Source organism: Solirubrobacter pauli (assembly GCF_003633755.1).
Classification (GTDB): Bacteria; Actinomycetota; Thermoleophilia; order Solirubrobacterales; family Solirubrobacteraceae; genus Solirubrobacter; species Solirubrobacter pauli.
The window spans coordinates 785,952-807,004 of the sequence record NZ_RBIL01000002.1; the positions used below are offsets into that span (position 1 = coordinate 785,952).

The 21,053-nt window shown below is 72.9% G+C and carries 18 protein-coding genes; 14 read left to right on the forward strand and 4 right to left on the reverse strand.

From position 1 onward, the window contains the following. Window positions 1-8 precede the first annotated feature (8 nt). Both C8N24_RS23530 and C8N24_RS23535 read left to right on the forward strand, forming a co-directional pair. The gene (locus tag C8N24_RS23530; protein WP_121254730.1) at window positions 9-3,596 is read left to right on the forward strand and encodes a serine/threonine-protein kinase; all 3,588 of its coding nucleotides are present in this window, start codon (window positions 9-11) and stop codon (window positions 3,594-3,596) included. Next, on the forward strand, window positions 3,593-4,408 hold the full coding sequence (locus C8N24_RS23535; protein WP_170179354.1) for a serine/threonine-protein kinase: 816 nt from the start codon (window positions 3,593-3,595) through the stop codon (window positions 4,406-4,408). The genes C8N24_RS23530 and C8N24_RS23535 overlap by 4 nt, the downstream gene beginning before the upstream one ends. Window positions 4,409-4,939: 531 nt before the next feature. Here the strand turns inward: C8N24_RS23535 and C8N24_RS23540 are convergent. Beyond that, window positions 4,940-5,620: a TetR/AcrR family transcriptional regulator gene (locus C8N24_RS23540; RefSeq protein ID WP_121254732.1), complete on the reverse strand. Its 681-nt coding sequence runs from the start codon at window positions 5,618-5,620 to the stop codon at window positions 4,940-4,942. A gap of 72 nt (window positions 5,621-5,692) precedes the next feature. On the opposite strand from C8N24_RS23540, the gene C8N24_RS23545 reads away from it, so the two are divergent. Together C8N24_RS23545 and fabD are read left to right on the forward strand one after the other, a co-directional pair. After that, a complete protein-coding gene (locus C8N24_RS23545) occupies window positions 5,693-6,538 on the forward strand; it encodes an SDR family oxidoreductase (RefSeq protein WP_121254734.1) in 846 nt (281 codons plus the stop codon). Between the two features lie 51 nt (window positions 6,539-6,589). Continuing rightward, a complete protein-coding gene (gene fabD / locus C8N24_RS23550; protein ID WP_121254736.1) occupies window positions 6,590-7,513 on the forward strand; it encodes an ACP S-malonyltransferase in 924 nt (307 codons plus the stop codon). Here fabD and C8N24_RS23555 read toward each other — a convergent pair whose 3' ends face one another. Next, window positions 7,514-8,710, reverse strand: coding sequence for a zinc-dependent alcohol dehydrogenase (locus C8N24_RS23555; RefSeq protein WP_121254738.1), 1,197 nt, complete (start codon window positions 8,708-8,710; stop codon window positions 7,514-7,516). A gap of 37 nt (window positions 8,711-8,747) precedes the next feature. On the opposite strand from C8N24_RS23555, the gene C8N24_RS23560 reads away from it, so the two are divergent. From C8N24_RS23560 to C8N24_RS34775, 3 genes are read left to right on the forward strand one after another with little or no spacing between them, the layout of a single operon-like run. Then, complete coding sequence (locus C8N24_RS23560) at window positions 8,748-9,800, forward strand: NAD-dependent epimerase/dehydratase family protein (RefSeq protein ID WP_121254740.1); 1,053 nt, start codon at window positions 8,748-8,750, stop codon at window positions 9,798-9,800. 2 nt (window positions 9,801-9,802) lie between these two features. Further along, a complete protein-coding gene (locus C8N24_RS23565; protein WP_121254742.1) occupies window positions 9,803-10,585 on the forward strand; it encodes an SDR family NAD(P)-dependent oxidoreductase in 783 nt (260 codons plus the stop codon). Then, window positions 10,582-11,595 (forward strand): cytochrome P450, encoded by a 1,014-nt coding sequence (locus C8N24_RS34775; protein ID WP_211340124.1) that lies wholly within the window; start codon window positions 10,582-10,584, stop codon window positions 11,593-11,595. Before C8N24_RS23565 ends, C8N24_RS34775 begins: the two co-directional genes overlap by 4 nt. 25 nt (window positions 11,596-11,620) lie before the next feature. Here C8N24_RS34775 and C8N24_RS23575 read toward each other — a convergent pair whose 3' ends face one another. Next, window positions 11,621-12,670, reverse strand: coding sequence for a sulfite oxidase (locus C8N24_RS23575; protein WP_121254744.1), 1,050 nt, complete (start codon window positions 12,668-12,670; stop codon window positions 11,621-11,623). A 19-nt stretch (window positions 12,671-12,689) separates the two neighbouring features. Here C8N24_RS23575 and C8N24_RS23580 point away from each other — a divergent pair, with 19 nt between their 5' ends. Further along, a complete protein-coding gene (locus C8N24_RS23580) occupies window positions 12,690-13,088 on the forward strand; it encodes a VOC family protein (RefSeq protein WP_211340125.1) in 399 nt (132 codons plus the stop codon). Window positions 13,089-13,107: 19 nt separating this feature from the next. After that, window positions 13,108-14,448, forward strand: coding sequence for an adenylate/guanylate cyclase domain-containing protein (locus C8N24_RS23585; RefSeq protein WP_121254748.1), 1,341 nt, complete (start codon window positions 13,108-13,110; stop codon window positions 14,446-14,448). Here C8N24_RS23585 and C8N24_RS23590 read toward each other — a convergent pair. Further along, on the reverse strand, window positions 14,429-14,845 hold the full coding sequence (locus tag C8N24_RS23590) for a ChaB family protein (RefSeq protein ID WP_121254750.1): 417 nt from the start codon (window positions 14,843-14,845) through the stop codon (window positions 14,429-14,431). The two genes, C8N24_RS23585 and C8N24_RS23590, sit on opposite strands and share 20 nt — an antisense overlap. 32 nt (window positions 14,846-14,877) lie before the next feature. On the opposite strand from C8N24_RS23590, the gene C8N24_RS23595 reads away from it, so the two are divergent. The 5 genes from C8N24_RS23595 (at window position 14,878) to C8N24_RS23615 (ending at window position 21,052) form a co-directional block, all read left to right on the forward strand. Further along, complete coding sequence (locus tag C8N24_RS23595; protein ID WP_121254752.1) at window positions 14,878-15,903, forward strand: L-dopachrome tautomerase-related protein; 1,026 nt, start codon at window positions 14,878-14,880, stop codon at window positions 15,901-15,903. A 227-nt stretch (window positions 15,904-16,130) separates the two neighbouring features. Continuing rightward, the gene (locus tag C8N24_RS23600; protein ID WP_147447951.1) at window positions 16,131-16,727 is read left to right on the forward strand and encodes a hypothetical protein; all 597 of its coding nucleotides are present in this window, start codon (window positions 16,131-16,133) and stop codon (window positions 16,725-16,727) included. Between the two features lie 59 nt (window positions 16,728-16,786). Then, the gene (locus C8N24_RS23605; protein ID WP_121254756.1) at window positions 16,787-17,134 is read left to right on the forward strand and encodes a hypothetical protein; all 348 of its coding nucleotides are present in this window, start codon (window positions 16,787-16,789) and stop codon (window positions 17,132-17,134) included. A 68-nt stretch (window positions 17,135-17,202) separates the two neighbouring features. Beyond that, window positions 17,203-19,467, forward strand: a complete 2,265-nt coding sequence (gene cofH / locus C8N24_RS23610; protein ID WP_121254759.1) for a 5-amino-6-(D-ribitylamino)uracil--L-tyrosine 4-hydroxyphenyl transferase CofH — start codon at window positions 17,203-17,205, stop codon at window positions 19,465-19,467. Window positions 19,468-19,513: 46 nt separating this feature from the next. Continuing rightward, window positions 19,514-21,052, forward strand: a complete 1,539-nt coding sequence (locus C8N24_RS23615; protein WP_121254761.1) for a PAS domain S-box protein — start codon at window positions 19,514-19,516, stop codon at window positions 21,050-21,052. Window position 21,053 lies beyond the last annotated feature (1 nt).

Here is a 21,053-nt window from a genome sequence, read left to right on the forward strand (position 1 = left end):
TCCACTCAATGCCCGAGCTCGCCGTCGGCTCGACGTTCGCCGATCACATCATCCGGGGGGTCGCCGGGCGTGGAGGCATGGGCGTGGTCTACCGCGCCGTGCATCTGGCGCTCAAGCGCGAGGTCGCGTTGAAGGTGATCGGCGGCGAGCTGTCGGCCTCGCCCGAGTTCCGGACGCGCTTCCAGCGCGAGTGCGAGACGGCCGCGTCGCTGCAGCACCCGCGCGTGGTCCCGATCTACCACGCGGGCGAGGAGGACGGGCAGCTGTACGTGACGATGCGCTTCGTCGAGGGCACGGACCTCTCACGGGCGCTGATGGCCCGCGGGCGGCTGCCGGTCGACGACGCGCTGCGGATCGTCAAGCACGTCGCGGACGGGCTGCAGGCCGCGCACGCCGCCGGCCTCGTCCACCGGGACGTCAAGCCCGCGAACATCCTGCTGGACACGGACGGCTCCGCGCTGCTGGGCGACTTCGGGCTCACCAAGCACGTCGGCGACGAGCCGTTGACGCGCGAGGGCGTGTTCGTCGGCACGCTCGACTACGCGGCCCCCGAGCAGTTCGACGCGGGCACGGTCGACGCGCGCACGGACGTCTACGCGCTCGGCTGCGTGCTCTATCAGGCGCTCAGCGGCCGCGTCCCGTACCCGGCGGAGTCGGACGCGGCCAAGATGTACGCGCACCTGCAGGCGCCGCCGCCGCGCCTGGACGTGCTCACCGACGACGTCGGGCCGGTGCTGTCGGAGATCGTCGCCCGCGCGATGGCCAAGGATCCCGCGAACCGCTTCCAGGACGCGGGTGAGCTGGCGGCGGCGATCCGCGGCGTGTCCGCGCGGCCGACGCTGCCCGGCGACCTCACGGTCGTGAGCGAGGACACCCGCAGCGGCGACCGCGTGACCGCGATCCCGCTTCCGCCGGCGCTCTCGAGCGAGGTCGGCGGCGGCAGCTTCGTCGGCCGCGCGGAGCCGATGGCGCGGTTGCGAGCGCGCTACACGGCCGCCTCGGAGGGCACGCGCCAGTTCGTGCTCATCTCCGGCGAGCCGGGGATCGGCAAGACGCGGCTCGCATCCGAGCTCGCACGCGAGGCGCACGCGGGCGGCGCGACCGTCCTCTTCGGGCGCTCGGACGCGGAGTCGCTCGTGCCCTACCAGCCGTTCATCACGGCCATCCAGCACCGGGTCGCGCACCGCCAGACGCTGTACTTCCCGCCTGAGCTGATGCCGGACCTGGCCGAGCTCGGCCGCTTCATCCCGGCGCTGCGCCGCCACGCGCCGGAGCGCGCGCCGATCGAGGACGAGCCGGAGGTGGACCGGTACCGGCTGTTCGCGGCGGTCACGCGGCTGCTGGCGTTCGTCGCCCGCGAGCACCCGGTGGTGCTGATCCTCGACGACGTCCAGTGGGCCGACGCGTCGACCGTGCTCCTGCTCGCGCACATGCTCCAGGACCCGGAGCCGGTGCAGCTGCTCGTCGTCGCGACGATGCGCGACTCGGAGGAGCTGGGCAACGAGCTCCTGGACCTGCTCGCGCGCCTGCGGCGCACGCCGTCGATGGAGCAGATCGCGCTGGGCGGGCTGGACGAGGCGGAGACGTTCGCGCTGGTGATGGCGCGCGAGGGCGGCGACGTCAGCGACGACGTCATCGCCCGCCTGCACGCGGACACCGACGGCAACCCGTTCTTCATCGAGGAGCTGCTGCGCGGTGGTGACCTCGGCGTTCCCGAAGGCGTGAAGGCGATGATCGCGCGGCGCCTCGCGCGGCTGGACGAGCTGACCGGGCGCGTGGTCACGGTCGCGTCCGTCGTGGGGCGCGAGTTCCGCCTGGAGGTGCTCGAAGCGCTGGTCGACGAGCCAGTCGAGCGGCTCATCTCGGCGCTCGAGGCCGCGATCGGCGCGGGGCTGATCCGCGAGGTCGAGGACGACGTCGACCGCTTCGTGTTCGCGCACGCGCTGATCCGCGAGGCGCTCTACGAGGAGCAGAGCGCGTCGCGCCGGGTGCGGGCGCACTACGCGATCGCGCAGGCGCTCGAGGTGCTCGGGCCGCGGTTCGCCGCGCCGCCCGCCGAGCTCGCCCATCACTACCTCGAGAGCCGGCACCTGGACCGGGAGGGCCGCGCGAGCGACTACGCGGTCGCGGCCGCCGAGCAGGCGGCGGCGATGCTCTCGTGGGAGCAGGCCGCGGCGCACTACCGGCGCGCGCTGGACGGCGACCTGCCGGCGGAGCGGCGGTGCGAGCTGCTGCTGGCGCTGGGGAGCGCCGAGGCGCGCAGTGGGCACGGCTCCGCGCGGGACACGTTCGCGCGCGCGGCGATGCTGGCCCGGCGTTCCGTCGGGCCGGACGCGCTCGCGCGGGCCGCGCTGGGCTTCGCCGGCCGCCACGCGGAGGCGGGGATCGTCGACCGCGACGGGATCGCGCTGCTCGAGGAGGCGCTCGAGGCGCTGGGGGAGGGCGACTCGCCGCTCGGCGTCCGCGTGCGCGCGCGGCTGGCGGACTCCCTGCACTTCGCGGACGCGTCCGAGCGGACGTTCGCGCTGAGCCTGGCCGCGCTGGAGATGGCACGCCGGATCTCCGACCCGGAGGCGCAGGTGGCGGCGCTGCAGAGTCGGCACGCGGCGCTGCTGCACGTGTCGCACCTGGACGAGCGGCTGCGCCTGGACGAGGAGATCCTCGCGCTGGCCGAGCGGATCGGCGTGCGCGAGCTGGAGGCGCTCGGCCGCCACTGGTCCATCTACGACCTGCTCGAGGCCGGCTCGACCGCGGCCGCGCTGGCCGAGCACGAGGCGCTGACCAAGCTCGCGGTGGCGCTCCGCCAGCCGCTCTACCGGCACTTCGCGGGCGGCTGGGAGGTCGTCTGGGCGCAGATGAGCGGGCGCGTGACCGAGGCCGAGCGGCTCGCACGGGAGGCGCACGAGCTGGGCCAGCGCGCCGGCGCGCGCGACGCGGACACGATCTACGCCGCGCAGCTGTTGACGCTGCGCCGCCGCGAGGACCGCCTGGCCGAGTACGTGTCGACGGTCGAGACGTTCGTCGAACGCCATCCCGCGTTGGTGGCGTGGCGCGCCGTGCTGCCCTTGGCGCACCTGCTCAACGGTGAGCGCGAGGAGGGCATGGCCGCGTTCGAGGAGCTCGCCGAGGACGGGTTCGCGGCCGTCCCGCGCGACATGTTCTGGTTCACCGCCATGTGCGTGCTGGGCGAGGCGTGCTCGCACATCGGGGACGTCGAGCGCGCGCGCGAGCTGCACGCGGCGCTCCTGCCCTACCGCGACCGGATGGTGCAGGTCACCCAGGCCGCATGCTTCGGCAGCGCCGAGCGGTTCCTCGGCCTGCTCGCGGCGACGTTCGGCGACGTCGACGCGGCCGCCGAGCACTTCGAGGCCGCGCTGGCCCTGAACGCGGACCGCGGCGTGCTGCCACTGATCCCGTTCATCCGGGTCGAATACGCGCAGCGACTGCTCGCCCGCGGGACGCCGGCCGACGCCGAGCGGGCCCGCGAGCTGGTCGGCACCGCCTACCGCGAGGCCGAGGCCGCGGGCATCGCGATGCTGGTCGCGCGCCTGAAGCCGCTCCTCGATGCCTTAGAGTCACCGACATCGACCCATTGATCGAGCACGCGCCGGGCACGCGCATCGGGCCGTACCAGGTTCGCGGCACGATCGCCCATGGCGGCATGGGCACCGTCTACCTCGCGCTTGGCCCGCACGGCGAGGCGGTCGCGCTGAAGCTCCTCAAGGCCGACCTCGCTCGCGACGACCTCACCCGCAAGCGCTTCGAGCGCGAGGCCCGCATGGCCCAGCGGATCGACCACCCCAACGTCGTCCCGGTCCTCGACGTCGGCGAGCATGAGGGCGCGCCCTTCCTCGCCCAGGCGTTCGTCCGCGGCGGCTCGCTGCAGGACCGCCTCGACGCGACCGGCCCACTGACCCCCGCGGAGACCGCGCGCATGGCCGTCGAGGTCGGCGGCGCCTTGCACGCCATCCACGCGGTCGGCCTGGTCCACCGCGACGTCAAGCCCGGCAACATCCTCCTCGACGAGGAAGACGTCGCCCATGTCATCGACTTCGGCCTCGCCAAGGACTCCCAGGCCAGCGCCTTGACACGACCGGGCCAGGCCGTCGGCTCGCTCGACTACATGGCTCCCGAGCAGATCCGCGCCGAGGAGGTCGGCCCGCAGACCGACGTCTACGGGTTGGCCTGCGTGCTGTACACGGCGCTTTCCGGGTCGGCCCCGTTCGCCGCCAAGACCGGCATGGGCGTCCTGTGGGCCCACATCCAGGAAGAGCCGCCGCCGCTCCCGGCCTCGGTGCCGGCGCCGATGGCGTGGGCGGTGCTGGCCGGCCTGGCCAAGGAGCCGGGCGAGCGGCCACCGACGACGGTGGAGTACGCGGCGGGGATCGCCGCAGCCGTGCCGGGCTGACGGCTGGCGCGTGGAGCTCAGCTCGGGTGGCGCGCGGCGGGCCTTCGTCGCGTCGGGGAGCACACCGTCGGGCGTCGCGTCAAGCGACTCGGTCGCTTCGCGGGCGAGTCGCTTGACCCGCCGCGGCGGGAGCGCTCTTGTGCGGGTGAGCGGCTGCGCCGGATTGCGCCCGGGCGCGGGCCGCGCGCCCGTCCGTGCCACGCGAGCGTTCAGTTGGACCACCAGAGGTTGACTAAGGCATCGCTCGCGTGGTGTGCGCTCTGGGCCCGCGCGGGGCTCGCCGGCCCCAGCCGGCCTGACCAGCCCAGAGCACGCCGGCCGCGGCGGGCCAAGAAGCCCGTGACCACCGCCCCGCGGCGCCGCCACCGCTCGCGCACGGGGTTCTTGACGCGACGCCCGACGGTGTGCTCCCCGGACGTAGCAGCGCACCGGAGTGCGTCGCGCGCTGAGCTCCACGCCGCCGGTGCGCCCCCGATGCGACGAGAGTCCACCCGCGCGACTCGCGCTGAGCTCCCTCGCCGCCGCGCCCGGTCACCCCGCGCGCACGAGCCGCCCGAGCCACTCGTCCAGCAACGCGCGCTCACCCGCGCTCAGTGCCTCGGCCTCACCGAGCACCGCGCGCAGCGCGTTCGCCGCCGCCGCGGGCCCCGGGGCCGCGACGGCCGGCGCGTCCGTCGTGATCGCCGCGAGCGCCGCGTCGCGCGTGATCGCCGCGGCCACGAGGTCGCGCTCGTCTTCCGGCTGCTCGAGCAGGGCGAAGACGGTGCCCGAGCCGGTCGCGTGGATCACGTGCACGGCGTAGTCCTCGGCCACGCGCAGGCGGCCGGCGGCGGCGATCGCGCGCACGTGGGCGGACAGGATCGAGCGGGCCTTGGCCGCGGCGGCGGACGCGGCAGGGCGGGGGTTGCCGTACATCAGCGCGTAGAGGTCCGGGTTCGAGAGGCCGAACTCGACGTGGAGGTCCCAGCCCGCGCGGAGGTTCTCGACGGGGTCGGTGCTGGCAACGTGCCAGCCCTTGCCGCTCAGGTGGGTGGCGAAGCCGTGCTCGGCGACCGCGTCGAGCAGGCCACGCATGTCGCCGAAGTGGCGGTAGATCGTCGGCGCCTGCACGCCCGCGGCCGCGCCGACCGCACGGGTGGTCACCGCGTCACGACCGCCCGTCGCGAGCAGGTCGGCCGCCGCGGCCACGATCCGGTCGCGGATGTCGTCCATGGGGGAGATGTTAGCGGCGCTACTATCGTTGATAACACGATTACCGTATCGCCGATATCAAGGGAGCAACGAATGATCGTCATCACCGGAGCCAACGGCCAGCTCGGCCGCGCGATCGCCGACCGCCTGCCGGCCGACCAGCTCGCCGTGAGCGTCCGCGACCCCGCGGCCGCCGAGGACCTTGCCGCCCGCGGCGTGCGGGTCCGCCGCGGCGACTTCACCGAGCCCGACACGCTGCTCGACGCGTTCGCGGGCGCCGACCAGGTCCTGATCATCTCGGCGGCGGCAGTCGGGGACGAGGCGGAACGCCGGCACCGGGCGGCCATCGACGCCGCCGTGCGGGCCGGGGCGCGGCGCATCCTGTACACGAGCCACATGGGCGCCAACCCGGCGTCGCCGTTCCCGCCGATGCCGAGCCACGCCACCTCCGAGCGGCTGCTCGAAGCGTCCGGCGTGCCGTTCACGGCCCTCCGCAACGGCTTCTACGCGGCCTCCGCCCCCCTGTTCATGGGCAACGCGGTCGAGACCGGGCGGCTCGTCGCGCCCGCGGACGGTCCGGTGTCCTGGACCGCGCACGCCGACCTCGCCGCGGCGGCCGCGCGCATCCTCACCGACGGCGGCTTCGACGGCTCGACGCCACCGCTGACCGCCACCGAGGCGCTCGACTTCGCCGACCTGGCGGAGCTCGCCTCGGACATCCACGGCACGCCGATCGAGCGCGTCGTCGTCAGCGACGAGGCGTACGCCGCGAGCATGCGCGAGCGGGGCGTGCCCGACTGGCGGGTGGAGATCGCCATCGGCATGTTCCGGGCGAGCCGCAACGGCGAGTTCGCGGCGACCGACCCGACGCTCGAACGCCTGCTCGGCCGCCCGCCGATCACGATGCGCGAGGTGCTTTCACCCCCCGATGCGGGGTAATCGCCACGCACGGCACCCCGCACCGGACGATTCCGCGCAAGACTCGCCCGCATGGGAAAGCTTGTGTTCTTGCTGCCTGGCCAGGGCTCTCAGAAGGTCGGCATGGGCAGCGACCTGCTCCAGGAGCGGCCGGACCTGCTCGAACCGTACTTCGAGGCGGCTGAGGCGGCGTCCGGCAAGCCGATCCGGAAGCTGTGCCTGGAAGGGCCGATCGAGGAGCTGACCGCGACGGACGTGGCGCAGCCCGCGCTATTCTGCGTCGCGCTGGCGATGGCCGACCTCGCGCGCGAGTCGGGCATCACGCCCGACTACGCCGCCGGCCACTCCCTCGGCGAGTACACGGCGGCGGTGGTGGCCGGGGCGCTCAGCCCGGAGGACGGGATCAAGCTCGTGTCCGCGCGCGGCGCGTTGATGGCGAAGGCCCAGAGCGAGGTTCCCGGCGGCATGGCCGCGGTGCTCGGCCTCGAGGCGGACAAGGTCGCGGAGCTGTGCGACTCGATCGACGGCCGCGTCGCGCCCGCGAACTTCAACACGCCCGCGCAGATCGTCGTCTCCGGCGACCTGGACGCGATCGACAAGCTCGTCGAAGCCGCGCCCGAGGCGGGCGCGCAGCGCGCCGTCAAGCTGCAGGTCGGCGCTGCGTTCCACAGCGAGGCGATGGTCCCCGTGCGCGAGCAGATGGCGGCCAAGATGGCTGAGGTGACCTTCTCCGACCCGTCGGTCCCGATCGTGTCGAACGCGACCGGTGAGCTCGTCACCACCGCCGACGGCATCAAGGACGCCCTGCTCGCCCAGATCTCGAGCCCGGTCCGCTGGGTCGACTGCGTCAACACGCTCGCCGACGAGGGGGTCGACACCTACCTCGAGCTCGGCCCCGGCAAGGTGCTGATCGGCTTGGTGCGGCAGATCCGCGACGGCATGGACATCACCGCCGCGGACTCGCCGAAGAAGCTGGGGAAGTTCGCCGCCCGCTAGCTAGGCGGCGTGCGGGTTCAGCACGACCTTGAACGCTCCGTCCTGCTTCTTCTGGAAGATCTCGTAGCCGTGCGGGGCGTCCTCGAGCTTCATGTGATGGGTGGCGTAGGTGTCGACGCCGAGCGGGTCCTCGTCGCCGGTCAGCAGCGGCAGGATGTCGTCGATCCACCGCTTCACGTTGGCCTGGCCCATCCGCATCGTGATCTGCTTGTCGAACATCTGCAGCATCGGCATCGGGTCGGCCGCGCCGCCGTAGACGCCTGAGAGCGAGATCGTGCCGCCGCGGCGGACGAGCGCGATCGCCAGGTGCAGCGCCGCGAGCCGGTCGATGCCGGCGGTCTCCATCACCTTGCGGGCGGCGAAGTCCGGCAGCAGGCCGACCATGCGGTGCGCGAGCTTGCCGATCGGCGCGCCGTGCGCCTCCATGCCGACCGCGTCGATCACGGCGTCCGGCCCGCGGCCGCCGGTGAGCTCGCGGACGAAGCCGGGCACGTCATCGTGGTCCTCGATCGAGATCGCCTCGACGCCGTGCGCGCGCGCCCGCGTGATCCGCTCGGGCACGAGGTCCAGGCCGATCACGGTCTCCGCGCCCAGGTGCTGGGCGATCCGGGTGCACATCTCGCCGATCGGCCCGAGGCCGAGCACCAGCACGGTCTTGTTCTTCTCCGGCACGTCGGCGTACTTGACGGCCTGCCAGGCGGTCGGCAGCACGTCCGAGAGGTAGACGAAGCGGTCGTCGGACGGGCCCTCGGGCACGACGATCGGTCCGTACTGGGCCTGCGGCACGCGCAGGTACTCGGCCTGGCCGCCGGGCACCTGGCCGTAGAGCTTCGTGTAGCCGAGCAGCGCGGCGCCCGTGTCGTACTCGCGCACCTGCGTCGTCTCGCACTGCGACTGCAGGCCGGTGCCACACATGAAGCAGTGCCCGCACGAGATGTTGAAGGGGATCACGACGCGGTCGCCGGGCTTGATGTGCGTGACCTCGGCGCCCACCTCCTCGACGATCCCCATCGGCTCGTGGCCGAGGATGTCACCGGCGTCGAGGTAGGGCCCGAGCACCTCGTACAGGTGGAGGTCGGAGCCGCAGATGCCGGTCGACGTGACCTTGATGATCGCGTCGGTCGGGTGCTCGATGGTCGGGTCGGGAACGGTGTCGACGCGCACGTCGTGCACGCCGTGCCAAGTCAATGCCTTCATTGATGGTTCGGCTACCCAGGCTGGGTAGGGCCTACAGATGAGCCGCAGAGTGGTGGTCACGGGCGCGACTGGAAACGTCGGGACCAGCGTCCTCGAGGCGCTGGGCAAGGACGAGCGGGTGGGGGAGATCGTCGGCATCGCGCGGCGGATCCCGAACTGGACGCCGCCGAAGGTGCGCTGGGTGTCCGCCGACGTGGCCGCCGACGACCTGCGTTCGGCCTTCGAGGGCGCGCACGCGGTCATCCACCTCGCGTGGCTCATCCAGCCGAGCCGTGACGGGGCCGAGCTCGAGCGGGTGAACGTGCGCGGCTCACGGCGCGTGTTCGACGCCGCGCTCGCGGCCGGCGTCGAGGTGCTCGTGCACGCGTCCTCGATCGGCGTCTACTCGCCCGGCCCGAAGGACGTCCCGGTGGACGAGACCTATCCGCGCGAGGGCGTCGACTCGCTCTTCTACGCCCGCCACAAGGCCGCCTGCGAGCACGCGCTGGACGCGCTGGAAGGCCGCGGCACGCGGATCGTCCGGCTGCGCCCCGGGCTGATCTTCAAGCGCGAGGCGGGACCCGAGATCCGGCGGCTGTTCGCCGGCCCGCTCGTGCCGACCGCGCTGCTCAAGCCGGGCCGCATCCCGGTGCTGCCGCTGCCCGACAGGCTGGTCGTGCAGGCCGTGCACTCGCGGGACGTCGGCGACGCCTACCGGCTCGCCGCGCTCGAACCGCAGGCCGAGGGCGCCTACAACGTCGCCGCCGACCCCGTGCTCACCCCGGACCGGATCGCCAAGGTGCTCGGCGCGCGCCGGATCCGCGTGCCCGAGCGGCCGCTGCGCACGCTCGCCGGGCTGGCCTGGCAGGCGCGCCTGCAGCCCTCACCGCCGGGCTGGGTGGACATGGGGCTCGCGGTGCCGATCATGGACACCACGCGCGCCCGGACCCACCTCGGATGGACGCCGACCGTGGACTCCGAGGACGCGCTGCGCGAGGTGCTCGCGGGCATGCGCGAGACGAGCGGGCTCGACACGCCGCCGCTGAAGCCCCACGCCGGCGGCCCGCTGCGCGTGAAGGAGCTCCTCACCGGCGTCGGGAGGCGCCTCTAGCTATGGCCACGACCACACAACGTCCGCTCGCCGTCGTCACCGGCGCGTCGAGCGGCATCGGATACGAGCTCGCGAAGCAGTTCGCCAACCACGGCTTCGACCTGATCGTCGCGGCGGAGGACGACGCCATCAACCGCGTCGGGACCGAGCTCGCCGCCGAGGCGGTGCAGGTCGACCTCGCGACCGACGAGGGCGTCGACGAGCTCTACGGGCGGCTCGCCGGCCGCAAGGTCGACGCGATCGCGCTCAACGCGGGCATCGGCGCGGGCGGCGCGTTCGCCACCGACACCGACCTGCAGGACGAGCTCAAGCTGATCGACCTCAACGTGCGCTCGACCGTGCACCTGGCCAAGCACGTCGTCAAGGACATGGTCGCGCGAGACGAGGGGCGGATCCTGTTCACGTCCTCGATCGCCTCGACCATGCCGGGCGCGTTCCAGGCCGTCTACAACGCCTCCAAGTCGTTCGTGCAGTCGTTCGCGATCGCGCTGCGCAACGAGCTCAAGGACACCAACGTCAGCGTCACGTCGTTGATGCCGGGGCCGACCGACACCGAGTTCTTCGAACGGGCCGACATGCTCGACACGAAGGTCGGCTCGGGGGACAAGGACGACCCGGCGGATGTCGCCAAGGACGGGTTCGAGGCGCTGATGGCGGGCAAGGAGCGCGTCGAGTCCGCGTCCCTGTCCACGAAGCTGCAAGGCCGCGGCTCGCGCCTGCTGCCCGACAGCGCCAAGGCCGAGCTGCACCGCAAGATGGCGGAGCCGGGGTCCGGCGAAGGATGACGCTGCCGCCAGGGCCGGAGCTGCCTGCCCTGGCGCAGGCCGTCGCCTACCACCGTGACCCGCTGGGCGTGCTGCTGCGCGCCCGTGCCCGCTACGGCCCGCGGTTCACCCTCCGCATCACCAAGCCAATCGTGTTCGTGTCCGACGCTTCGCTCATGGCGGACGCGAACGCCGGTGCGGCCAGGCGAGCCGTGCTCCCGCTTGCCTCCCACCGCTCGCTGTTCGGCGCCGACGGCGCCGAGCACCGCAGCGAGCGCGCCTGGTGGGAGCCGCGCTTCCGCGACCTCTCCGAGGACGCGATCGCGGCGATCGCCGAGCGCCACATCGCCGGCTGGCCGCGCGGGCGGCCGTTCCGGCTGCTGGAGAAGATGCGCGACATCGCGACCGACGTCTTCGGTCGGCTGATCCTCGGCCTCGACGACCCGGACTTCGTCGGCGCGGTGCGGCGGATGCTGCGCACGCCGGGCAACCCGCCGCTGCCCGTCCCGGCGTCGCTGGATCCCGTCTTCCATTGGCGCGCCGCACCGTTGCGCGCGGTGCTGGAGCGCCACGGGCTGGACGCCGACCGGGCGATCGTGGTGGTGGCGGCCGGCCAGGAGCCGCCGGCGATCGCGCTGGCCAACGTCGGCTACGAGTGGGCGCGGCGCGGGGGAGCGATCGACGGCGCGTTCGTCGACGAGACGCTGCGGCTGCGCCCCTCGGCGTCAGCCGCCCTACGCGAGGTCGACGGAGAGACGCGCGCGCTGTCGTCGCTGCTCGCCCACCGCGACCCGGACGCGTTCCCGGACCCGCACGCCTTCCGCCTCGACCGCGACTACGAGCACCCGCTCTACATGCCGTTCGGCGGCGGCGTCCGCCGCTGCGTGGGGGAGCCGCTGGCCCGCGCCCAGCTGCGCGCGATCCCGCCGCTCCTCCCGCGCCTGAAGGCCGTGCACCCGCGCCCGGAACGCATGGTCGTCCGCGGCACGGTGCTCGTCCCGCACCGCAGCGCGCTCGTCATCGCAACCTAAAGCAACCTAAAGGGGTCTGACCCCTTTAGGTTGGTCGAGGTACGTCGAGGGTGAGGCGCGGGCGGGCGTTGTTGACGTAGCCCTTCGGGTTCCAGAGGCCCGCCTCGTCCTCCGGTTGGGTCGCGGCGGACGAGTCCCAGGCGCGGACGATGAGCTCGTGCTCTCCCGGCGGGAGGTCCAGCGGGAGGCGCCAGTGGCGCCAGGCCCAGGGGCCGAGGTCGTCGAGCAGCTCGGCCTGCGTCCAGGTGGTGCCGCCGTCGACGGACACGTCCACGCGGGTGACGAAGCGCTCGCCGCCGGCGAACGCGTAGCCGCGGACCTCGGTCGGCGTCGCCGACAGGATGTCCGCGTTCAAGGCGACGAGCCCGAGGGGGAGGCCGCGGCCCGGGGCGGGCGTGTCGTCCTCCGGAAGCAGCCGGTAGACGACGTCCTGGAAGTAGCCCTTCCACGGCGTGCTCCGCAGCTCGATCCGGTTGAGCCACTTGACGCTCCGTGCGCCGATGTAGCCCGGCACGACCACGCGCAGCGGCGCGCCGTGCACCGGCTCGAGCGGCTCGCCGTTCATCGCCCAGGCCAGCAGCACCTCGGGGCGGGTGGCCTTCTCGAGCGGGATCGAGCCGCCGAAGGGCTGCGGCGGCTTGGCCTCCGGGCTCAGGTCGGCGCCCTCGAAGCCGACGTGGCGGGCGCCCGGGAGCGGCCGGGCGAGGGCGAGCACGTCCGCGAGACGCACGCCGGTCCAGGTGGCCGTGCCGGTCGCGCCCGGGCCCCAGGGCGCCTCGCCCGGGATGTCGCGGATCGCGATCAGGCCGGCGCGCCGGTTGCCCGCGCACTGGAGCGTGGCGGTCACGGTGTGCTCGGGGAGCGCCTCGCGCAGCGTCGCGAGCGACAGGTCCAGCGGGCGCTCGAGCTGGCCGTCGACGCGCAGTCGCCAATCCGCCGGCTCGGGCACGTCGCCGTGGTTGCGCACGTAGAACGCCGACGTGGCCGTGAGCGGCCCGGCCGCCAGCGCGTCGCGCTCGGTCTCCGCGTTGTACGGGTCGGTCCCGTGGACGATCACGTCGCGTTTGCCGTGCATCGGCTGAAAGCCTATGCGCATGATCCGGCTCGACCACTGCGTCATCCACATCTCCGACTGGGAGACCTCGAACGCCTTCTACCGCGACGTCCTCGGCGCGGAGGTCGTGGAAGGTGGCTCCGGCCGTGTCGCGTACCGGTTCGGCGACACGCAGCTGAACGTGCACGGACCGGGCGTGGACGTCGGCACGCTCGTCGCCCGGCTGCCGGTGATGCCGGGCAACAGCGACCTCTGCTTCGTCTGGGACGGCGCGCCGGAGGACGCCGTCGCCCACCTCGAGCGTCACGGCGTGGCCATCGAGGACGGCCCGGTCACCCGCCACGGCGCCCGCGGCGAGGGCACGAGCGTCTACTTCCGCGACCCCGACGGCTCGCTGCTGGAGCTCATCTCGTACATAAAGGAACCTAAAGGGGTCTGACCCCTTTAGGTTGGCGCCCGTGCCCGTCCGCATCGTCACCGCGCTGGCGCTGCCGATCGCGTTGATCGTGCTGCTCCGCGCCGCCCCGTCGGTGGACGCGCGCTGGGAGGACCAGCCCGCGCACTTCTGGATCGTGCTGGTCGCGGGCGTGGTGAACGCGGGGCTCGCGATCGCGGTCAGCGAGGCCGGGCGGCGCCGCAAGGATGCGCGGCTGCTGCTGATCGGGCTCGCGTTCCTGGCCAGCGCCGGCTTCCTCGGGCTGCACGCGCTGGCGACGCCCGGGGTGCTGCTGGAGAAGGGCAACGCGGGGTTCGTGCTGGCGACGCCGGTGGGGCTCGTGGTCGCGGGGCTGCTGGCGGCGGCCAGCGCGGTCGAGTACCCGCTGCGCACGGCGCTGGCGATCGTCCGGCACGCGCGGGCGCTCCTCGCCGCGGTGCTGGGGCTGCTGGCGCTGTGGGCGCTGCTGTCGCTCGCGGACCTGCCCCCGCTGCGGTCCACGGTCACGCCCGAGGACGCGGAGGCTGCGCTCGGGGTGTTCGCGCTGCTCGGCGTGGCCAGCTACGGATTCGCGGCGGTGCAGTACTTCCGGATCGCGACGCGCCGCGGCTCCGGGCTGGCGTTCGCGATCGCGTTCGCGTTCGCGCTGCTGGCCGAGGCACTCGTGATCGTCCTGCTCTCGCTGACCACGAGCTGGCAGCTCAGCTGGTGGGAGTGGCACCTGCTGATGGCGATCAGCTTCTTCACGATCGCCGCCGCGGCGCAGCGCGAGTGGTTCGAGGAGCGCTTCAGCGCGCTCTACCTCGACGAGACGCTCGCCGGACACCGCGAGGTCACCGTCCTGTTCGCGGACCTGAGCGGCTTCACGCCGTTCTCCGAGGCCAACGGCCCGGAAGCCGTCCACGCGATGCTGGTCGCCTACTTCGGCGAGCTCGCCCCGATGCTCGTCGACGACTTCGACGGCGAGGTCCAGGACTTCGTCGGCGACCAGATCTTCGCGATCTTCAACAAGCGCGGCGACCACCCGGACCACGCGTTGCGCGGCGCCCGCGCCGCGCTGGAGCTGCAACGCCGCGCCGAGGCGATCCGGCGGCCCGGCTGGCCGCGCTTCCGCTGCGGCGTGAACACCGGCCCGGTGCTCGCCGGCGTCGTCGGCGACCGCGGGCACCGGATCCACGGCGTCTTCGGCGACACCGTCAACCTGGGCTCACGGCTAGAGGGGCAGGCGCGCCCGGGCGAGGTCGTGATCGCCGGGACGACCCGGGACCACCTCCCGGACGCGGCGGACGTCGAGCCGCTGCCGCCGCTCGCGATCAAGGGCAAGGCCGAGCCGGTGCAGGCGTTCATCCTCCGCGCGCTCTAGCCGACTCGCGATCGTTGTAGCGCTGGAGCGCGTCGACCAGCTCGTCCTTGGTCATCTTCGACCGGCCGGGGATGTCCGCCTCACGCGCGTCCTGCTCGAGCTCGGCCTTCGTCTTGTTGGCGTCCACGCCTCCGGCCGTCTCCCGCGGGCGGTCACGCGCCGCGGCGCCGCCCCGCGCGGCCTGCGGGTCCGACGGCCCGTACTCGTCCTTGAGCTCCCAGTGGTCGCCCTTCTTCTCGGCGATGTGCTTGACCGCCGCCCACGCCGTCCGGTGCGCCCGCTCCTCGTCGCCGTCGTACTGCTCCTCGGCGCTGTCGAGCGTCTCGCTGTAGGCCTTCTGCACCTTCTCCGGGGAGCGCTGCAGCGTCCCCGGGAGGTCCTTCTTGCTCAGGGGCATGACTGCGGGCCTACCCGGGGTAGCGCCTGGTGATGAGCCAGCCCGAGATCGTCTTCGAGTTCCACGACCAGATGCCGACCGGGGTGACCGTGGCCGACGACGGGCGGATCTTCGTCTGCTATCCGCGCTGGGGCGACAAGGTCGACTTCACGGTCGCCGAGCTGCGCGACGGGAAGGAGGTCCCGTTCCCGGACGCGGAGGTCAACGTCTTCGACCCGGACCGCCCGCGTGAGACGCTCGTGTCCGTCCAGAGCGTCGTGATCGACCCCGCCGGGAAGCTGTGGCTGCTCGACACGGGCTCGATCGAGCTGCAGCCCCGCGTCGAGGGCGGCGCGAAGCTCGTGCGGGTCGACCTCGAGACCAACGCGATCGACCACACGATCGTCGTCCCGCCCGACGTCGCGCTCGAGACGACGTACCTGAACGACATCCGCTTCGACCTGCGGCGCGGCGACGCCGGCTACGCGTTCATCACCGACTCCTCGATCGGCGAAGGGCCGGGCGGGATCATCGTCGTCGACCTGGGCAGCGGCCGCTGCCACCGCGCCCTGCACGACCACCCCAGCACGCGGATCACCGACGGCTACCTCGCGGTGATCGAAGGGCAGCCGCTGCCCGAGCTGGCGATGGCGAGCGACGGCATCGCGATCTCCCACGACGGCGAGCGCCTCTACTACTGCCCGCTCGCGGGCCGCCGCCTGTACAGCGCGTCGGTCGAGGCGCTGATCGCCGGCGACGCCTCCAACACGGTCGAGGACCACGGGGAGAAGGGCGCCTCGGACGGCCTCGAGTCGGGCGCCGACGGCTCGCTCTTCGCCACCAACTACGAGCAGGGCGCGATCCTCCGCCGCACGCCCGGCGGCGACTGGGAGGCCGTCGTGCGCGACGCGGGCCTCCGCTTCGTCGACACGCTCGCGGTGGCCGCCGACGGCTTCATCTACTTCACCGTCAATCAGCTCCACCTGCAGGACGACTACCAGGGCGGGGAGGACCGCCGCGAGCGCCCGTTCCACGTCATGCGCGCTGAGGTCGGCGTGTCGCCGGTCCGGCTGCGGTAACTGGTCGAAGCGCTGCGCTCGTCGAGCAAGGACCGCTTCGACGGCCCGACGGCCGTCACCGAAGCACTGAGCTGAGCGTCTCCCGCACGCGGTACGGACGCACCGGCAGCTCGCGGAAGCATGGATGATCGACCTAGACGATCGACGGTTTGTGGAGACGTCGCATATGCGTAGGCTTTCTATAGCGATCGAGATAGGCCGATCGATGGTCATGGGGAGGAACTCGTATGCAGGCTCTCAAACGTCCTGGCGTCTGGCTGGGAACGATCGCCGTCGTGTTGGGGATGGGAGGCAGTGCGATCGCCGCGTCGCAGATCACGAGCGCGCAGATCAAGGACGGGACGATTCAGGCAAAGGACATAAAGCGTGGAGCGATCGGGACGGCCCAGCTCAGCTCCGCCGTGAAGGACAACCTCACAGGCGGCGACGGCTTCACGGGCGCCACCGGCCCCGCGGGGCCGGCTGGGCCGGCCGGTCCTCCCGGCGCTCCCGGTCTCGCCGGGGTCGAGCGCGTCGAGTCCATCCACTTCTCGCTCGCGCCCGGCCAGTTCTCGCCGAACGTGACGGCAAACTGCTCGCCCGGCAAGGTGGTCGTCGGCACGGGCTACTACGGCTCTGTGGCCGAGACGAACTTCGTGAAGGCCTATACGACGTTCGTGGGCGGCTTCATGGTCAACGACACCAACATCACGGTGAGCGACCTGCACTTCCAGGCGATCTGCGCGTCGGCGGGCGGCGCTGTCGCTGCGTCGGCTGCGCGCAGCGCCACCAGTGCCGCCTACGCAGCAGATCGCAAGCAGATCCTCACTGCCCGTTCGCGCTGATGTCGGCCTACTCGCCTGCTCCCGCACCCCCGGTTCGGCCTCCGTCCGAAGGCGTTCCGGTGAGCGTCAACCTCACTGACACCGTCTCGGTGTGGTGGTATGTGGCCGCGGTGTTCCTGCCGATCGTGGGCTTCATCGCCGGCATCGTCTTCATGGCCAGATCCAAGATCGGCCCCGCCATCGCACTCTGGGCGACGTGCTTCATCGCCGCCACGTTCTGGGCCGGCATCTACGCCGCCATCGAGTACGACCGGCTGACGGGCGACGAACAAGTGACCCTCGAGGACTACGTCGCGCCCGCCGCCGAGGACGAGACGTCCAGCGCCGGCGGCACAAGCACCGACTGGGACGCGTACAGCGACTGCCTGGACGCGGCGCAAACCCCAGACGAGATCGCCGCCTGCTGATCTGAGGGGTCAGCTGCGTACCCGCTCGACGAAGCCCATCATCCCCACCTGCAACGCTGTGGGGACGCATGCCTGACCGGATCACGTTCTCGCCCAAGGTCTTCATCCCGCTCACGCAGCTCTGCCGCGACGGGTGCTGGTACTGCACGTTCGCCCAGCCGCCGAAGAACCTGGCCGCGCCGTACATGTCGCCCGAGCAGGTCGTGGAGGTGGCGCTGCGGGGTGCCGAGGCCGGCTGCCACGAGGCGCTGTTCACGTTGGGGGAGGCGCCCGAGGCGCAGTACGCGGTCGCGCGCGAGTGGCTGGCGGAGCACGGGTACGCGAGCACGGTCGAGTACCTGGCGGCGATGTGCAAGCTCGTCGTGGAGGAGACCGGGCTGCTGCCGCACGCCAACGCGGGGGCGATCAGCCGTGAGGAGCTGGAGCTCCTGAAGGGCGTCAGCGTCAGCCAGGGCATGATGATCGAGTCGCTGCGCGAGGACCTGGCGTGCCATCGGGGCGCGCCGGACAAGGTCCCGGCCCGGCGGCTGGCGACGCTGGAGTGGGCGGGCGAGCTGCAGGTCCCGTTCACCACCGGCATCCTGGTCGGGATCGGCGAGGACCGGCAGGACCGGATCGACGCGCTGCAGGCGATCGCCGACAGCCACGCGCGGCACGGCCACGTGCAGGAGGTGATCGTGCAGAACTTCCTGCCCAAGCCCGGCACGGCGATGCGCCACCACCCGCCCTGCCCGGAGGAGGACCACCTGGACGCGATCCGCCTCGCGCGCGAGATCCTCCCGGCGGACGTGCACGTGCAGGCCCCGCCGAACCTGGCGAGCGACCTGCAGGGCCTGGTGGACGCGGGGATCGACGACTGGGGCGGCGTGTCCCCGGTCACCGCCGACTTCGTGAACCCGGAGCGCCCGTGGCCGAGCCTCGCGCGGCTGCGCGAGGCGACCGAGGCCGCCGGCAAGCAGCTCGCGCCGCGCCTCGCCGTCTACCCGGAGTTCATCGACCGGGTGCACCCGGACCTGCGCTTCGCGACGCTCGACCGCGCCGACGCCGAGGGCCTCGGCCGGGACGACCCGGGCGCGGTGCTGCCGCAGCGCTTCGAGGACGTCGCCAACGTCGCCGACGGCGCGGAGGTCCAGCTCGTCGGCCGCCGCTCGACCGCCTGGTACTCCGGCGCCGACGCGCAGCCGATGGAGCTGCCGCTCACGGGCGAGCCGCGCGGCGCGATCAAGGAGGTGCTGGACGGCGTCCGCGCCGGGCAGGAGGTCGGCCTGGAGGAGATCGTCACGCTGTTCTCGGCGCGCGGGACCGACGTCGGCGCGGTCGCGCAGGCGGCCGACGAGCTGCGCCGCGAGGTGTCCGGCGACACCGTCACGTTCGTCCGCACGCGCAACATCAACTACACGAACCTGTGCACGTTCAAGTGCCGGTTCTGCGCGTTCGCCAAGGGCCCGCTGTCGCTGAACCTGCGCGGCAAGCCGTACCTGCTCACGCACGACGAGATCGCCGCCCGCGCCCGCGAGGCCTGGGAGGCCGGCGCGACCGAGGTGTGCCTGCAGGGCGGCATCCACCCGACGTTCGACGGCGACTTCTACTGGCAGGTCGCGAAGGCCGTCAAGCACGAGGTGCCGGACATCCACGTGCACGGGTTCACCGCGCTCGAGGTGACCGAGGGCGCCCGCCGCCTGCGCGAGCCGCTCGAGGCCTACCTGCGCCGGATGAAGGATGCGGGGCTGTCGTCGCTGCCCGGGACCGCCGCCGAGATCCTCGACGACCCCATCCGGGAGATCCTCTGCCCGGACAAGATCGACACCGGCCAGTGGCTGGAGGCGCACCGCATCGCGCACTCGGTCGGCCTGCGCTCGAACGTGACGATCATGTTCGGCGCGGTCGAGTCGCCGGTCAGCTGGGCGCGCCACATGCTGCGCACGCGCGACCTGCAGAAGGAGACGGGCGGCTTCACCGAGTTCGTGCCGCTCCCGTTCGTGCACATGGCGTCACCGATCTACCTCAAGCGCAGCGCGCGCCGCGGCCCGACCTTCCGCGAGACGCTGCTCATGCACGCGGTCGGCCGGATCGCCTACCACGGGCAGATCGACAACATCCAGGCCTCCTGGGTGAAGATCGGCATGGGCGGACTGCGCCAGCTCCTGCAGGCCGGCGTCAACGACGCGGGTGGCACGCTGATGAACGAGAACATCTCGCGGGCCGCGGGCGCCTCGCACGGGCAGTCGCTGGACGAGGTCGCGCTGGCGCAGCTCACGACCACGCTCGGCCGGCCGCTCGCGCAGCGCACGACGCTCTACGGGCGCGTCGAGGAGGAGCTCGCCGCCGCGTAGCTCCTCCGCGCCCGGCCGCCACCCGGATAGGCTGAGGGCGGCGCCCATGGAAGACACGCCCACGCCGGAGGAGCTCGAGCTCGGTGACTCCTTCGCGCGGATCCTCACCGAGACCACGCAATCCCTCGTCTGCGTCCTTGACCGCGAGGGCCGGATCCTGCTGTTCAACGAGGCGTGCGAGCGGGCGACGGGCTACAGCCGCAACGAGGTGCTGGGGCAGCTCGCGCAGGACTTCGTGATCCCGTCGGAGGAGCGCGAGGCGTTCAGCGACTTCCTCGACTTCGTGTGGCGGACGGGCACGTCGAGCCCGCAGGTCGGCCACTGGAAGACCAAGGACGGCGCGCGGCGGCTGATCGCGTGGTCGAACCGGCCGCTGGACGGCACCGGGCTCGTCACGACCGGGATCGACATCACCGACCGCGAGTCCAACCGCGACGGCGCGCTCGAGGGCGACCCGGAGGCCAAGCTCGTCGAGGTCTCGCGCGTCGCGAACGAGCACAAGGCGCTGCGCCGCGTCGCGACGCTCGTGGCGTCCGAGGCCTCGCCGGAGCGGATCTTCACGTCGGTCTCGGCGGAGGTCGCCCGCGTGCTGCAGGTCAACGCGACCGCGGTCGTGCGCTACGTCGGCGACGGCACGGCGGAGATGGTCGGCCGGCACAACCGCGACAGCTCCGCGGTGCTGCCCCTCGGCACGCGCCTGCCGCTCGACGACGGCTCCGCGCTCGCGCAGGTGGCGCGCACGGCCGCGCCCGCCCGGATCGACGACTGGGGCGGGAGCACCGCCGCGGAGCGCTTCCGCTACGGCTACCGGTCCACCGCCGCGGCGCCGATCGTGGTCGGCGGCGCGCTCTGGGGCGCGGTCGCGATCGCGAGCGAGGAGGCCCTGCCCGCCGAGGCCGAGAGCCGCCTGGGCGAGTTCGCCGAGCTCGTGTCGCTCGCCGTGGCCTCGGCGCAGGCCCGCACCGACCTGATCGCCTCGCGCGCACGCCTGGTGAAGGCCGGCGACGACCAGCGCCGCCGGCTCGAGCGCAACCTGCACGACGGCGCGCAGGCCCGGCTCGTCTCGGTCGCGCTGCAGCTGCGCGTCGCCCGCGCGTCGCTCCAGCGCAACCCGGACGCGGTGCCGAAGCTGCTGGAGGACGCGGCCCGCGAGCTGGACGCCGGCCTCGCCGAGCTGCGGGAGATCGCCCGCGGCCTGCACCCGGCGCTGCTCGTCGACCACGGGCTGCGTCGCGCGCTCGAGGTGCTCGCCGAGCGCCTCCCGCTGCCGATCGCGCTGAGCGTGATCGAGGAGCGCCTGCCGGAGCTGCTCGAGGCCACCGTCTACTACATCGTCGCCGAGGCGCTCACCAACGCCGCCAAGCACGCCGACGCCGACGGTGCGTCCGTGACCATCGCGCGGGACGGCGCCGTCTTGCGCTGCACGATCGCCGACGACGGCATCGGCGGGGCCGACCCGGCCGGCGGCACCGGCCTGCTCGGCCTGCGCGACCGCGCGGAGGCGGTCGGCGGCACCCTGTCGTTCACCAGCCCGCCCGGCCAGGGCACGACGATCGTCGCCGCGCTCCCGCTCGACGTGACATGAA

Coding starts and splice junctions, on each gene's coding strand:
- C8N24_RS23530 (WP_121254730.1), top strand. CDS start 9: ATGCCCGAGCTCGCCGTCGGCTCGACGTTCGCCGATCACATCATCCGG.
- C8N24_RS23540 (WP_121254732.1), bottom strand. CDS start 5,620: ATGGACGACATCCGCGACCGGATCGTGGCCGCGGCGGCCGACCTGCTC.
- C8N24_RS23545 (WP_121254734.1), top strand. CDS start 5,693: ATGATCGTCATCACCGGAGCCAACGGCCAGCTCGGCCGCGCGATCGCC.
- fabD (WP_121254736.1), top strand. CDS start 6,590: ATGGGAAAGCTTGTGTTCTTGCTGCCTGGCCAGGGCTCTCAGAAGGTC.
- C8N24_RS23555 (WP_121254738.1), bottom strand. CDS start 8,710: ATGAAGGCATTGACTTGGCACGGCGTGCACGACGTGCGCGTCGACACC.
- C8N24_RS23560 (WP_121254740.1), top strand. CDS start 8,748: ATGAGCCGCAGAGTGGTGGTCACGGGCGCGACTGGAAACGTCGGGACC.
- C8N24_RS23565 (WP_121254742.1), top strand. CDS start 9,803: ATGGCCACGACCACACAACGTCCGCTCGCCGTCGTCACCGGCGCGTCG.
- C8N24_RS34775 (WP_211340124.1), top strand. CDS start 10,582: ATGACGCTGCCGCCAGGGCCGGAGCTGCCTGCCCTGGCGCAGGCCGTC.
- C8N24_RS23575 (WP_121254744.1), bottom strand. CDS start 12,670: ATGCACGGCAAACGCGACGTGATCGTCCACGGGACCGACCCGTACAAC.
- C8N24_RS23580 (WP_211340125.1), top strand. CDS start 12,690: ATGATCCGGCTCGACCACTGCGTCATCCACATCTCCGACTGGGAGACC.
- C8N24_RS23590 (WP_121254750.1), bottom strand. CDS start 14,845: ATGCCCCTGAGCAAGAAGGACCTCCCGGGGACGCTGCAGCGCTCCCCG.
- C8N24_RS23595 (WP_121254752.1), top strand. CDS start 14,878: ATGAGCCAGCCCGAGATCGTCTTCGAGTTCCACGACCAGATGCCGACC.
- C8N24_RS23600 (WP_147447951.1), top strand. CDS start 16,131: ATGCAGGCTCTCAAACGTCCTGGCGTCTGGCTGGGAACGATCGCCGTC.
- cofH (WP_121254759.1), top strand. CDS start 17,203: ATGCCTGACCGGATCACGTTCTCGCCCAAGGTCTTCATCCCGCTCACG.
- C8N24_RS23615 (WP_121254761.1), top strand. CDS start 19,514: ATGGAAGACACGCCCACGCCGGAGGAGCTCGAGCTCGGTGACTCCTTC.